This window comes from Arthrobacter sp. CP30, assembly GCF_053470025.1.
In genome coordinates, this window is sequence record NZ_JBQEMM010000003.1 from 256,948 (window position 1) to 271,231 (window position 14,284).

7 protein-coding genes are annotated in these 14,284 nt (G+C 71.5%); 1 reads left to right on the forward strand and 6 read right to left on the reverse strand.

Features of this window, described 5'->3' with window-relative positions:
• Positions 1–17: 17 nt before the first annotated feature.
• Together ACTIMO_RS06555 and ACTIMO_RS06560 are read right to left on the reverse strand one after the other, a co-directional pair.
• The gene (locus tag ACTIMO_RS06555) at positions 18–695 is read right to left on the reverse strand and encodes a DUF5998 family protein (RefSeq protein WP_157365917.1); all 678 of its coding nucleotides are present in this window, start codon (positions 693–695) and stop codon (positions 18–20) included.
• Positions 696–742: 47 nt separating this feature from the next.
• Entirely contained in the window at positions 743–3,598 is a 2,856-nt protein-coding gene (locus ACTIMO_RS06560; RefSeq protein ID WP_448181875.1) for a bifunctional acetate--CoA ligase family protein/GNAT family N-acetyltransferase, read from the reverse strand.
• Between the two features lie 125 nt (positions 3,599–3,723).
• On the opposite strand from ACTIMO_RS06560, the gene ACTIMO_RS06565 reads away from it, so the two are divergent.
• Positions 3,724–6,339, forward strand: coding sequence for a DNA gyrase/topoisomerase IV subunit A (locus tag ACTIMO_RS06565; protein ID WP_448181876.1), 2,616 nt, complete (start codon positions 3,724–3,726; stop codon positions 6,337–6,339).
• A 72-nt stretch (positions 6,340–6,411) separates the two neighbouring features.
• Here ACTIMO_RS06565 and ACTIMO_RS06570 read toward each other — a convergent pair whose 3' ends face one another.
• From ACTIMO_RS06570 to ACTIMO_RS06585, 4 genes are all read right to left on the reverse strand, one after another.
• Entirely contained in the window at positions 6,412–7,461 is a 1,050-nt protein-coding gene (locus tag ACTIMO_RS06570; RefSeq protein ID WP_448181877.1) for a GNAT family N-acetyltransferase, read from the reverse strand.
• Positions 7,462–7,614: 153 nt separating this feature from the next.
• Positions 7,615–11,436, reverse strand: coding sequence for a thiol reductant ABC exporter subunit CydD (cydD, locus tag ACTIMO_RS06575; protein ID WP_448181878.1), 3,822 nt, complete (start codon positions 11,434–11,436; stop codon positions 7,615–7,617).
• 20 nt (positions 11,437–11,456) lie between these two features.
• The gene (cydB, locus tag ACTIMO_RS06580) at positions 11,457–12,479 is read right to left on the reverse strand and encodes a cytochrome d ubiquinol oxidase subunit II (protein ID WP_055772171.1); all 1,023 of its coding nucleotides are present in this window, start codon (positions 12,477–12,479) and stop codon (positions 11,457–11,459) included.
• 75 nt (positions 12,480–12,554) lie between these two features.
• Positions 12,555–14,129: a cytochrome ubiquinol oxidase subunit I gene (locus ACTIMO_RS06585; protein ID WP_055772173.1), complete on the reverse strand. Its 1,575-nt coding sequence runs from the start codon at positions 14,127–14,129 to the stop codon at positions 12,555–12,557.
• Positions 14,130–14,284 lie beyond the last annotated feature (155 nt).

Here is a 14,284-nt window from a genome sequence, read left to right on the forward strand (position 1 = left end):
TGTCGGGGCATCGGCCGCTACCGCTGGTGGTGGGCCCGCGTGAACCGGCCTGCGAAGCCCGGCTGGCGACGCGGCGCCACGTCCGGGCCGGCGAAGTACCCGCCACCCACGGGGCTCGCCGTGTTGACCTTGCGCAGGGCGCGGGCGAACGCCTTCGCGTTCTGGACCGCCTGCGCGCCGTCCGCCTCGGCGCTGACGCGCAGCACGATGTCCTCCTGGGCCACCGTCCCCGTGAAGCCGTGGTCGGCGTCGCACTGGGGGTCCCCGCAGCTCGCCGGACCGATGTCGAGCCGCTGGGCGCCCGACCAGGCGATGGCGAGGGTCACCTCGCGCGTCTGGTCGCTGGGTTTGTAGTCCTGGGGCTGCGCGTAGAGGTAGCTCAGGACCACCGAGCGGATCTGACTGACGGGCACCGACTCCGTGGAGATCTGCGCCGTGACCTGTTCGCCGGCGTCGTCGAGCTGCTGGTCGTCCACGTGCGTGATGACCAGCATGTCCTCGGTCAGCACGAGCACCGTGATGTGCCGGTGCACCTCGGTCCGTTCGAAGTGGGTCTCGAGATGCGCGACGTGGGACAGGGGTTCACGCCCGTCGAGGGCATCGTGCACCACGTCGGCCACGAGTCGGGGGTAGAAACCAGCCCGCTCGAGGGACGCATCGAGGTCGCGCCACGTGGCGGAGGGCGATGGGGTCATGCTCCCAGTTTCCCCCACCGGGCCGCCCAGCGCCTAACCCGGTGGCGTCAGTCCCGCATGGCGCGGCGCGCGCTGTCGGTCCGCCGCTGCGGGTTCCCGACGTCGATCGCGGCGCTCAGGACGGTCAGCCCGGACGTCGCGACGAGCACCGGGTTGAGGTCGAGCCGGGCGATCTCGGGATGGTTGTCCTTCAGCAGCGCGACCCGCGCCAGCAGGTCCTCGATCGCGGGGACGTCGGCCGGCGGCAGGCCCTGGTACCCGAACAGCTTGCGGCTCGCGCGGGGAGAACGCACCAGGTCGGCGGCGTCCACCGTGCTGAGCGGAGGGACGGCGTGCGCCCAATCGTCGAGGAGGTTGACGGCGTCGCCCGCGAGACCGAAGGACACCACCGGTCCCATGAGGGGATCCTCGATGGCGCGGATACTGCAGGCCTGGCCCGCCGGCGCCATGGACTGCACCTCCATGCCGAAGCTCCCGAACGGGGCCAGGACACGTTCCATCTGGGCGATGTTGCGCCGGAGCGAGGCGGCATCGTCGATGCTCAGGCGCACCCCACCGAGGTCGAGGCGGTGCCGCAGGTGTTCGTCCATCGTCTTCAGGGCGACGGGCCAGCCCAGGCGTGTCGCCTCGGCGACTGCCTCCTCGGCCGTGGTGAACCGCGCCGAGGGCAGCAGGCGGATGCCGTAGGCGGCCATCAGCGCGACGCACTCCTCGCCGGTGAGGCGCGACAGCTCGACGTCGGCGACGCGCCTCCGCGCCGTCGCGAGGACAGCGGCCGCGGCGTCGACGTCGACCCCCTCCGGGTCGAGGAACTCGCCGTGGTCCCGTGCACGCCATCGCGCGTACCGGACGACGGCGCCGAGGGCGGCGAGGGCCGCACCGGGACTCGTGAAGCAGGGCAGTCCGCGCTGCAGCGGGAGCGCCAGCGGCGTCGCGGCCTGTCCGTCGGCCGCCGTCGTGACAGGTCCCGCAGGCGCTCCCGACGGTCCCGCGGGTGCGGACCCGTCGTGCGCTGCTTCCACCTGCACGCCACCCTTCCCCTCGCCCTCCGGCGTGGCGTCCAGCGGAGCCGGGCTCACGCCGCCCGCCGACGCGGCGGTGACGAGCCCGTCGAGCTGCAGGGCGGCGTCGAGGATGCCGGTGAAGGAGGCGACGACCGGCTTGCCCGCGGACTCCGCGCACCGCTGCAGGCAGGCGGCGACGGACTCGGCGGTCAGCCCGCGCGCCGGCAGGGTCGTCACGACCGCCGCGTGGACGGCCGGATCGGCGAGGGCACCGTCCACCGCCGCGGCGAGGGCAGGCAGGGCGACGGACTGCCCGGCGTCGAGCTGCAGGTCGGTGTGGAGGCGGGCGACCGTCATGCCCTGCGACACGACGCCGTCCGCCACGACCTTGCCGAGCGCGGAGGAGTTGCTGAACACGGCGATCCCGCCACCCCCGGGCAGCGGCTGGCTCGCGACGATCTGCGCGATGTCCATCAGCTGTTCCGTGGTCTCGACGCGCATCACGCCGGACTGCCGGAGCATCGAGTCGAGCGCTCCCGGCGGCGCCTGGCTGGTCCGCACGGCGTGCCCGGGCGGGAGCTGGTGGCCGGTGACGTCGGACTTCGCCACGATCACGGGTTTGGTGCGGGCGAGCCTCCGGGCGATCCTCGAGAACTTCCTCGGGTTGCCGATGGACTCGAAGTAGAGCCCCACAGCACGGGTGGAGGGATCGTCCTCCCAGAACTGCATGGCGTCGTTACCGGACACGTCGGCGCGGTTGCCCGCCGAGATGACGGAGGAGACGCCGAGGCCGCGGCGGTGCGCACTGGCGTAGAGGAGGACCCCGAGTCCCGCCGACTGGCTGAAGAGGGAGAGGGCCCCCCGCTCCGGCAGGTCGGGTGCCATCGACGCGTTGAGGCGCACCAGGGGATCGGTGTTCACCAGGCCGAGGGACGCCGGTCCCACGACCCGCATGCCGTGGGCCCGCGCCCTGTGTACGAGGGCGCGCTGCCGCACCATGCCCTCACCGGCGTCGTCGGCGTAGCCCGCGGTCACCACCAGGAGGCCCTTCACGCCGGCACGCGCGCAGTCGTCCACGACGGCGTCGACCTCCTCGTGGGGCACGGCGATCACCGCGAGGTCGACCTGCTCGGGCACCTCGGCGAAGGAGGCGTACGAGATCATGCCGCCGAGCTCGAAGGCCTCGGGATTGACCGCGTGGATGCGGCCCGTGAATCCGCCGTCCACGAGGTGCTCCAGCAGCGCGTGGCCCACCGTCCCCCACTCACGGCTCGCGCCGATGACGGCGACCGACGACGGCGTCAGGAGCTCGGCCATGCTCCGCGCCTCCGCGCGGTGCTCCCTCGCCTCCATCACGGCCTGCGACTTCCGCGTGGGGTCGATGTCGAAGCTGAGCATCACCACGCCGTCGTCGAAGTGGCGCTCCACCTCGTAGCCCGCCTCGGCGAAGACCGTGATCATCTTCCGGTTCTCGGGAAGCACCTCGGCGGAGAACCGCCGGATCCCGTTCTCGCGAGCGGCCACCGCGAGGTGCTCGAGGAGGATCGACCCCACGCCGCGGCCCTGGTGGTGGTCCGAGACGTTGAAGGCCACCTCCGCCTCGAGGGGATCGTCGAGGCGGTCGTACCGGCCGATCCCGATGATGTCCGCACCCCGCGTGATGACGAACGCCACGCGGTCCCGGTGGTCCACCTCGGTGAAGCGCGTCAGCTCCTTGGCGCTCAGCTTCGCCTTGTAGGTGAAGAAGCGGAGGTAGATCGATGCCTGGGACTGGCGTACGTGGAAGGCCTGGACCGCATCGGCGTCCGTCGGCGAGATGGGCCGCAGGTGCGCCGTGCCGCCGTCGCGCAGGATGACATCAGCCTCCCAATATTCCGGGTATTGTCCGTCCGCCACCATAGACTCAGGGTAGTCGGCATCCCCTGCGGTGTCGCAGGCCCGGCCGTCACCGGAGCCGCGCCGCGGGGTGGACGCAGGCACAGCACCCCGTCATCACCCCCCGAACCACTGAGGAACAGCCGCACATGGCCAGGCGCCAGACCCCCGCTCCGCCGGAGGATTTCACCGAGAAGATCATCGACGTCGACGTCGAAGCCGAGATGGAGGAGTCCTTCCTCGAGTACGCGTACTCGGTCATCTATTCGCGTGCCCTGCCGGACGCTCGCGACGGGCTCAAGCCCGTGCAGCGGCGCATCCTCTACATGATGTCCGACATGGGGCTGCGTCCCGACCGCGGCCATGTGAAATCCGCCCGCGTGGTGGGCGAGGTCATGGGGAAGCTCCACCCGCACGGTGACAGCGCCATCTACGACGCCATGGTCCGCATGGCCCAGGACTTCTCCCTGCGGCTGCCCCTCATCGACGGGCACGGCAACTTCGGGTCGCTCGATGACGGACCGGCGGCCGCGCGCTACACGGAAGCCCGTCTCGCAGCAGCGGCGCTGACCATGACGAACCACCTCGACGAGGACGTCGTCGACTTCATCCCCAACTACGACAACTCGCTCGAACAGCCCGAGGTGCTCCCGGCGGCCTTCCCCAACCTCCTCGTCAACGGTGCGAGCGGGATCGCGGTGGGCATGGCGACGAACATGCCGCCGCACAACCTCGGCGAGGTCGTCGCCGCCGCACGTCACCTGATCGCGAACCCCGACGCACCGCTCGAGGACCTCATGCGGTTCATCCCCGGCCCGGACCTCCCGAGCGGCGGGAAGATCGTCGGGCTCGACGGCGTGCGCGACGCCTACGCGACGGGCCGCGGCTCGTTCAAGACCCGGGCGACGGTCAAGGTGGAGCAGCTCTCCGCGCGGCGGACGGGCCTCGTGGTGACCGAGCTGCCCTACACCGTCGGCCCGGAGAAGGTGATCGAGCGCATCAAGGACGCCGTGACCGCCAAGAAGCTGCAGGGCATCTCGGACATCGTCGACCTCACCGACCGGAAGCACGGGCTGCGGCTCGTGATCGAGCTCAAGAACGGGTTCAATCCGAATGCCGTCCTCGCGCAGCTGTACCGGTTCACGCCCATGGAGGATTCCTTCGGCATCAACAACGTGGCGCTCGTCGACGGACAGCCCCGCACCCTGGGGCTCGTGGAGCTCCTGCAGGTCTATGTAGCGCACCGCATCCTCGTGGTCCGCCGTCGCACCTCCTACCGGCTGCAGCGCAAGCGCGACCGCCTGCACCTCGTCGAGGGCCTGCTCGTCGCCATCGTGGACATCGACGAGGTCATCCAGATCATCCGTTCGTCCGACGAGTCCTCCGCCGCGCGCGAGCGCCTGATGGCCATCTACGATCTCACCGAGATCCAGGCCAACTACATCCTCGAACTGCGCCTGCGCCAGCTCACCCGCTACTCGCGCATCGAGCTCGAGAAGGAGCAGGAGCAGTTGCGTCTCGAGATCGCCGAGCTGGAGGCGATCCTCGGGTCGGAGGAGCGCCTGCGGACCCTCGTCTCCGACGAGCTCGCGGCACTGTCCGAGCAGTTCGCGACACCACGCCGCACGGTCCTCCTCGAGTCCGAGGCGGCCGCCCCGCTCAAGGGGTCCAGCCTGCCCGCTCCCGCGGGCAAGGGGGCGAAGGCCGTCATGCCACTCGAGATCGCCGACGACCCCTGCTGGGTCCTGCTCTCGGCCTCGGGTCAGCTCGCCCGGACGTCGGACCGGGAGCCTCTTGCCGACGGCCAGCGCATCAAGCACGACGCCTTCCGTTCCGTGCTGCCGTCCACGGCCCGCGGCGAGGTAGGTGCGGTGACGTCGGCGGGTCGCATGATCCGCCTGCAGGTGATGGACATGCCGGCCCTCCCGCCCACCGCCGGAGTGCCGAATCTCGCGGGCGGCGTGCCGTCGACGGAGTTCATCACCCTCGAGCGCGGGGAGCGCCTGATAGGACTCGCTCCGCTCAACGGCGTGGTGGCTCTCGGCACGGCGCAGGGCGTGGTGAAGCGCGTGCAGCCGGACCATCCGCTGAACAGGGACGACTGGGAGGTCATCTCGCTGAAGCCGAAGGACGCCGTCGTGGGTGTCGCGACCGCCGCGGACCAGGACGATCTCGTCTTCGTCACCCGCACGGCCCAGCTCCTGCGCTTCCCGGCGTCGGCCGTGCGGCCGCAGGGCAGGACCGCCGGCGGGATGGCAGGCATCAAGCTGGGGGCCGGGGACACCGTGCTGCACTTCGGCGCCGTCGCGGCCGGCGACGGCCAGGCCGTCGTCGTGACGGTCACGGCTGCGGGAGATGCACTGCCGGGGACCTCGGCCGGCTCGGCCAAGGTCACCGAGTTCGCCGAGTACCCGGTCAAGGGACGCGCGACCGCGGGAGTGCGCGCCCACCGTTTCCTTCGCGGCGAGGAATCGCTCTCCCTGGCCTGGGCCGGTCACGGTCCGGCGAGGGCCGCCTCCACGAACGGCGTGGCGCGGGCCCTGCCGACCGAGCACGGACGCCGGGACGGATCCGGCGTGCCCCTCACGCAGCAGATCGACGCGGTCGGCCCGGCGCTGAAGGGACTCCTCGAGCCCGGGAGATCGGGAGCGGAGGCTCCGGTCGGGAAGACGCAGCCCGCGAACGATGATGCTCCGGGTACGGTCAGGGCGGTCGACGGCTCGGCCGGTGGGACACCCGACGACGCGCAGGGCACCCTGCTCTAGCCCCTCCCGGCCGGGCCGGTGGCCGCCCGTCCTCCTGGCGCGGCGTGGCGTCCCGTGGTCGCGCGGGAAGGGTCAGTCGATCGCTGGGTCGAGGGGCAGATCGAAGACGATGGAGCGCTGCGTGGGGACGAATCCCATGCGCTCGTACAGGCCGAGCGCACCGGACGGGTTCTCCGTGTCGACACCGAGGCCGGCATTGTCCATGCCCGCCGCACGGTAGCGCCGCATCGCCTCGGCGAGAAGGGCCGGGGCGAGTCCCCGTCCCCGCCACTTCCGCCGCACGCCCAGCAGATCGGTGTAGCCCTCGGAATGACCGAGCAGCTCCGGCGAATCCGGGTCGAAGCTCGCCAGCTGATAGGCCACCACCTCCCCGGTGCGGGGGTCCACCAGGCCGAGACTCCAGTCGTCGCGGAACTCCGGATGACTGACCGTGAACTGCCATGACTCCTGGTCCCGGGGCTCACTCCCCCAGTGGTCCTGGAAGGCGTCGTTGTGGGCGAGGCGCACCCGTTCCGCGATGTTGCGGTCCGCGCCGTCCGCGAACGTCACCAGCTCCAGCTCGGCGGGGAACGGCAGATCGGGGATGGGTTGGTCCAGCGGGCGCGTCATCTCGGTGAAGTACCGGACGATCGTGCTCCCGCTCGCCGTCATCAGCGCCAGGTGCGAGGGGTTCCGCTCCTCGACATAGTTGCGGAAGATGCCGTCGGTCCGGCCGGTGTCCCGCACTCGTTCCGCTGCACGCCGTGCCTGCCACGCGAGGACCGCTCCGCCGATCCCCCGCCGGCGCCAGGCCGGATCAACGCCGCCCGCGCCGTGGACGAGTGACGAGCCGGCGTTCATCGACACCCGGCCGAACGCGCGGAGGACGCCGTCGTCGTCGAGACCGGCGAGGGTGTCCCGCCGCGGGTCGTTCTTCGACGCCCGGAGGGCCTGCTCGAGATCGGCACGCTGTTCCACCCAGTCCGGCTGGTCCTCGACGGCGATCCGCCTGACGAGCGCCAGCCAGCGGTCGATGTCCGCGTAGGCCAGCGGCCGCCACTGCAGCACAGCGGGCAGCGGGAGGACGTCCTCCGTGCGGTCGGAGGTGGGACCGATGTCCGGTGATGAAGTCTCGCGCGTCATGATGCCAGCGTATTGCAGGGTCAACCGGCCCCGCTGGAGGTCCGTCCGCCTCCGGGCGGTTTCCGGGCGCGGCGGGGTCCCGGGCCCCGGCACACGCAGGACCGGTCCAGTGCGGACGGGCCGGGCGGGGCCGTAGGTCCCATCGGGACACGACTACGGGCGGATGCGGGGTACCGCGGCCTCCGCCTGCCTGCGCGCCGCGCCGAGGAGCAGGACCTCGTCGCAGGTCGCCGCCTCGGCGGGATCGTGCGTCACGAGGAGTACGGCGGTGTGCGGCAGGCCACCGCGCAGGTCGGTGAGCAGCGCGCGGGCACCGTCACGGTCCAAGTGCGCGGTCGGCTCGTCGAGGAGCACGACGCGGGACCGCGTGAGCAGGGCACGTGCAACGGCGAGCCGCTGGCGCTGCCCGCCCGAGAGGCGCGACCCGCCGGAGCCCACCTGGGCATCGAGACCGTCTTCGAGTCCGTCCACCAGCTCCGCCAGGCCCACCGCCCGGACCACCGCGCGGAGCTCCTCCTCCGTGGCGGGATCCCCGGGCCTCCGGGCGAGCTGGAGGTTCGCCCGCAGGGTGGAGGTGAACAGGTGGCTCTCCTGCGGACACCAGGCGACCCGCGGCCTCGTCGACGGCCGGGCGGACCCGCCATCGACGAGGAGCCGCCCCGTATCCAGCGGCAGGAAGCCGAGGAGCGCGCCGAGGACGGTCGACTTGCCGCTCCCCGAAGCGCCGGTGAGACCCGTCCACCGACCCGGGACGAGCGTGAGGTCCACGCCGGTGACCACGGGCTCCCCGGGCACGTACCCGATCGAGGCGTCCTCGAGGGCGAGCGTCGAGGCGGCGACGGGATCCTGCCGGTCCGGCCGGGCGTCGTCGCGTCCCGCCGTCGGCGCAGCGTCCAGCGACGGCCGGAGCCTCCCCACCACGGCGGCGAGCGGACCCCAGTGCCGGACGGCCGATGTACCGGCCGCGAACGGCTCGATCAGGGCGAGTTGCATGAGGACGAGGACGGCCGTGACATCGGCCGGCAGCCCCTCCGCCGTGACGAGGATGCCCAGAGCTGCGGCTGAGCACGCGGCGACCACCACCGCGGTCGACACCCCGGCTGCCGCTGCGGAACGATGCGCCGCGCGGGCGAGCAGCGCCTCCGTCCGACGTGTCGCCAGCAGGGCGGGACCGTGGACACCGTTGACGCGGAGATCAGGTGCGGCCCGCAGCAGCCGCGCTACCCGTCCGAGGGCATCCGCCCTCAGCTGCACTGCCGCAGCACCCGCCGCCCGTTCCCTGAGGACCGCGACCACGGGCGCGACGACGACGGCGCCGCCCACGGCGAGGACCTGCCAGCCCAGGGAGGCGGGGTGCAGGACGGCAGTCGTCACCAGGGCCGCCGCGCCGGTGAGGACAGCGGTGAGGAAGGGTGACAGCGCCCGCGCGGAGAGGTCCCTCAGCTCGTCGACGTCGCCGACGAGCTGCTCGATCGCGCCGGATCCGCGAGCCAGCGTCCGCCAGGACTGCCCTGCGCGGAGGAGGCCTGTCCAGAGGCGGAGCCGCGTCTCGTCCGCCCGGTGGAAGACCGCCCGGTGGAGCCAGAGCCGCTCCTCGTAGCGCAGGAGCGACCGGCCGATGCCGAAGAATCGCACGCCGACGATCGCCGTGAGCAGGTAGAGGATGGGCGGCTGTTCCGATGCGCGGACGATCAGCCAGCCGCTGAGCGCGGCCAGGGCGACCGCGAACACGGCGGATCCGAGACCGAGGAGTGTCGCGGCGACGAAGCGCCGGTCCCACGGCTTCACGAGGACCAGCACGTGACGCGCCGAATGCAGCCACCCGGAGACGGACGGTCGCGTCCCCGGGACGCCGGTGGACGGGTCCGCAGACGGATCCTCCGCCGTCCGTCCCGTCATCCGTCCCGTCGTCCGCCCTGCTGTCCGTTCCGTTGCGCGGGACGCAGCACGTGGAGCGGCCGGCGCCGATGCGCCGGACGGGACACCGGTCGGGACGCCGGTCGATGCACCGGACGGGACACCGGTCGATGCACCGGTCGGGACGCCGGTCGAGCTGCTGGTCAGGGTATCCGTCGAGACATCGGTCGGGCTGTCGGTCGGGCTGCCGGTCGGGCAGCCGGTCGGGCAGCCGGTCGAGGTGCCGAATGACGTGGCGGACGGGGTGGGCGACGATGCGACCGCCGATGCCCGTAGCTCGGGCCCGTCAGGCGCGTCAGGCCTGTCAGCGATCGGCAGACCCACGGCCGACGCACTCGTGGTGGCCCGGGTGCCGGCCGCGGCTCCCAGGTGGACCTGCGTGTCGGCGATGGCCGCGGTGGCGTCGTCGTGCGCGATCAAAAGGACCGTCAGCCCCGGCCGACGCAGCGCGATCGCGGCGCGGATGGCTGCGGAGGATCCTTCGTCGACGTGCGCTGTCGGCTCGTCGAGGAGGAGCAGCCCGACTGCAGGGTCCTGCGCGCGCAGGAGAGCCCGGGCGACGGCGACGCGCCGCAGCTCGCCGGGACTGAGCTCGCCCGTCCGACGGTCGACGAGGTCCGCCGCGCCCACGCCTGCGAGCACCTCGGTGATCGCGGGATCGTCCTCCTCCGTCCGTCCGTACAGCGCGAGTTCTGCGCGCACCGTCGGGGCGATCAGCTCCGGATGCTGCGGAACCCACGCCACCGCGCCGTCCGCCGGTGTTGTGATCGTCCCCTCCAGGTGCAGCCCTGCCGGCAGCGCCGCCCCGCCGGCAAGAGTGCGCATGAGCGTCGACTTGCCGGTCCCGCTCGGTCCCCTGAGTGCGGTGACCGTTCCCCGGTCGAGCCGGAAGGACACGCCCGACACGACGGGCGGGACGACGCCGTCGTACCGGACCGTCACGTCCTCCAGCCTGGCGGTCACCGGGTCCGCCATCGCCGATCGGACCAAAGCCGCACCGGCCGTCGACGGCGGCGGGGCGTCGATGACGGCGCGCACGCGCTCGCCGCTCTCCTCGCCGTCCTCGCTCGCGTGGTGCGCGGCTCCGACGTCGCGCAGCGGCCCGTAGCACTCGGGCGCGAGGATCAGGGCGATCAGGGCGGTTTCGAGTCCAAGGTCCCCGTGGATGAGGCGTACACCGGCGAAGACGGCGACGACGGCGACCGAGATGGTGCTGATCAGTTCGAGGGCCAGCGAGGACAGGAAGACGGTCCGGAGGGTCGTCATGGTGCGCGATGAATAATCTGCGGCGATCTCGCGCAGCGCCCTGGTCTGCTCGCCCGCGCGGCCGAGGCCCACGAGCACCGGCAGCCCCCGGGCCAGTTCCAGGAGATGGTCGGAGAGCCGTCCGAGCGCCGTGGCTGCCTGCTGCGTCCGCTCCTGCGTGTGCAGGCCGATGAGGACCATGAACACCGGCACGAGGGGGACGGTGAGGACGATGATGAGTGCGCTCACCCAGTCTGCGGCGAGGATCCGCGCGCCGACGAGGAGTGGCACGACGGTGCAGGTGATGAGCGACGGCAGGTACTGCGTGTAGTACGCGTCGAGTCCGTCGAGGCCGCGTGTGAGCAGCACGGCGAGGGAGCCCTGGCCGGTGCCGCCGTGGGCCGCCCGGGTGGTCCCCCCGTCGTCGAGCACGCGCAGCAGCGCCGCCTCACGGAGCCGCTCGCGGACGCCGAGGGCCAGCCGGGCGGCGGTGGCGTCCTGCCCCCAGGCCGCCACCGTCCGGAGGATCGCGCCCGCGACGCCCTGGACGAGGACGGCCCCCACCTCGAGATCGCCTGCGGCGACGGAGGCGATGCCGACAGCGAGTGCCTGCGCCATGAGGACCAGGCCGAGCGCGCGTGCTGCGGCGAGGACACCGAGGAGATAGACCGCCGTCGTCGATCCGGCCGCACCGGCCGGTCCGCCCGCCCTCAAGGAGGCGATGGGGGACCTCCGCGCGGCAGGCGCCGACGCAGCGGGCGCCTGCGACAGGTCACCGGCGGGGACGTCCGCGGTGGGCGTGAAGTCGCGCATGCCGGTCCTGATGGCTCCGCTCACAGGGCGTGGACGGCGTGGGCCGCGGGGATGCTCTCCTCGGAGACACGCCGGCGGAACACCCAGTAGGTCCAGGCCTGGTACGCCAGGACAAGGGGTAATCCGATGCAGGCGACGATGCTCATCAGGCCGAGCGTGTAGGGCGAGGACGAGGCATTCTGCACCGTGAGGTCGAACGCGGTGTCGATCGTGGACGGCAGGACCACAGGGAAAGCGGCGCCGAAGATGGACCCGACGAGGACGAGCATCCCGATGCCGAGGGCGGCGAAGGCCCGGCCGTCCCGCCCGGTCGCGGCGGACCTGTAGGAGGCCAGGAAGGCGACCACGCCGAGGACGACGGCGGACCAGGTGACCACGGTGCCGTCGTCGGCCTGGACGAGGAGCGCCCACCCGACGAACGGGATCATGGCGACCGGCAGCAGCCGCCGGAACAGGCGATCAGCCTGGCGGCGGACGCCACCCTCGGTCTTGAGTGCCACGAACGCCGCCGCGTGCACGAGGCAGAAGAGCACGACGGCGACCGCTCCGAGGAGTGCCGGTGGCGTGGCCCAGGCGAACGCCCCGCCGACCCGGTCGCCGTTCGCGTCGAGCGGCAGTCCCGTGGTGGTCAGGGCGAGGGCCGCCCCGATGCCTGCTGCCGCGGTGAAGGAGCCGAGGGCGATGGCCCAGTCCCACCGGTTGCGCCAGGCGTCGCTGTCACGCTTGCCCCTCCACTCGAAGGCCACGGCCCGGAAGATCAGTCCGAGGAGCACGAGCATGAACGGCAGATAGAGCGCGGACAGGAGGGAGGCGTACCAGAGGGGGAACGCGGCGAAGGTTGCACCGACGGCGGTCACGAGCCAGACCTCGTTGCCGTCCCAGACCGGCCCCACGGTGTTGAGCAGGACGCGCCGCTGGGTGTCGCTTCGCGCCATGAGCTTCATGAGCATGCCGACGCCGAGGTCGAAACCCTCGAGGAAGAGGTAGCCGGCCCAGAGCAGGGCGATGAGGACGAACCACACGGTGGGCAGGGCCTCGGTCATCGTGGTGCCTTTCGGGGTGCGGACGGGTGGGGTGCACGGGCACCGATGGCGGTCCCGCGAGGATCGAAGGGCCGGTCAGTACGCGAACGCGAGGACATCGCCGTCGTCCTTCCTGCCGCTCCGCGGGTCTTCGTCGTCGTCGGTGTGGGCGAGTTCGGGCATGGCGGATGCGGTGCCACCCCGGACGTAGGTCACGAGGAGCCTCACCTCGACGACGAGGAGCACGGCGTAGACGGCGGTGAACAGCACGAGGGAGGTGACGAGTTCGGCGAGGGACACTCCGGGTGACACGGCTGCCGCGGTGAACATGAAGACTCCGTCGACGCCGGTCGGATCCGGGTTGGGGGCGACGACGAAGGGCTGGCGGCCCATCTCGGTGAACACCCAGCCCGCGATGTTCGCGCCGAAGGGCGCGAGGATGCCGAACACCGCCAGGCGCATGAGCCAGCGCGACTCCGGGACGGTGCCCCTGCGCAGGACCCACAGGGCGGCTGCGGCTGCAGCGGCCGCGATCGCACCGAAGCCGATCATGATGCGGAAGCCCCAGTAGGTGACCTCCATGACGGGCAGGTAGTCGATCTCGGTGCCGGCGAGGTCGCCGTACCGGGGGTCGTCGGGCAGATTCGTGCCGTACTTCTCCTGGTACTCCGGGAGGAGGGTGTTCACACCCTTGACCTCGGTGGTGAAGTCGCCATTGGCGAGGAAGGAGAGCACCCCCGGGACCTCGATCACGGCGGTGATGTCGTCGCAGCTCTGCGCCCCGAGGTTGCCGACGGACAGGATGGAGAATCCGGTGCCGTCGTGGCAGGCAGCCTCGGCCGCGGCCATCTTCATGGGCTGCTGGTCGAACATCAGCTTGCCCTGGAGGTCGCCGGTGATCCCGGTACCCGCGAACGCGATCATCGCGACGACGGCCCCGGCGCGCGCCGAGCGCAGCCACACGGCGTGGTCGACGGCGTCCCGGGACCCCGTCCGTGCGCCGACGACGACCCTGCCGTCCGCACCGACGGCGTCGATCCCGTCGTGGCGACGCCTCCACAGGTGGTACCAGCTGATGCCGAGGAGGAATGCCCCGGCGACGGCGAGGCATCCGAAGAGCGTGTGGGGGAAGGCGACGAGCGCCGTGTTGTTGGTGAAGACGGCCCACGCGTCCGTCATCACCGGCCTGCCGTCGACCATCTCGACGCCCACGGGGTGCTGCATCCAGGAGTTCGCCACCAGGATGAAGTAGGCGGAGAACACCGAGGCGAGGACCGCCGCCCAGAGCGACATGAGGTGCAGCCGCTTCGGCAGGCGGCCCCAGCCGAAGATCCAAAGGCCCAGGAAGGTGGACTCGACGAAGAAGGCGAGCAGCGCCTCCATGGCCAGCGGGGCGCCGAAGACGTCACCGACGAAACGACTGTACTCACTCCACGCCATGCCGAACTGGAACTCCTGCACAAGTCCCGTGGCCACCCCGACGATGAAGTTGATGAGGAAGAGCTTCCCCCAGAACTTGGTCATGCGCAGATACTGCTCATGACCGGTGCGATGCCACATGGTCTGCATCATCGCCACCAGGAGCCCGAGACCGATCGTCAGGGGCACCATGACGAAGTGGTAGACGGTCGTGATCCCGAATTGCCACCTGGCGATCTCCAAGGCTTCCATGAGGCCCTCTCAGCTGTGCCCACCGTCGCTCCGGACGGGACTTCTACGGCGTGTAGAAGAGTTCTTCTACACAGTGTAGAACGATTCCGACTGCACTTCTACGTGGAGTAGAAATGTGCGGCTCGACGCTGTACGTTAGATGCACCACGCCTCAT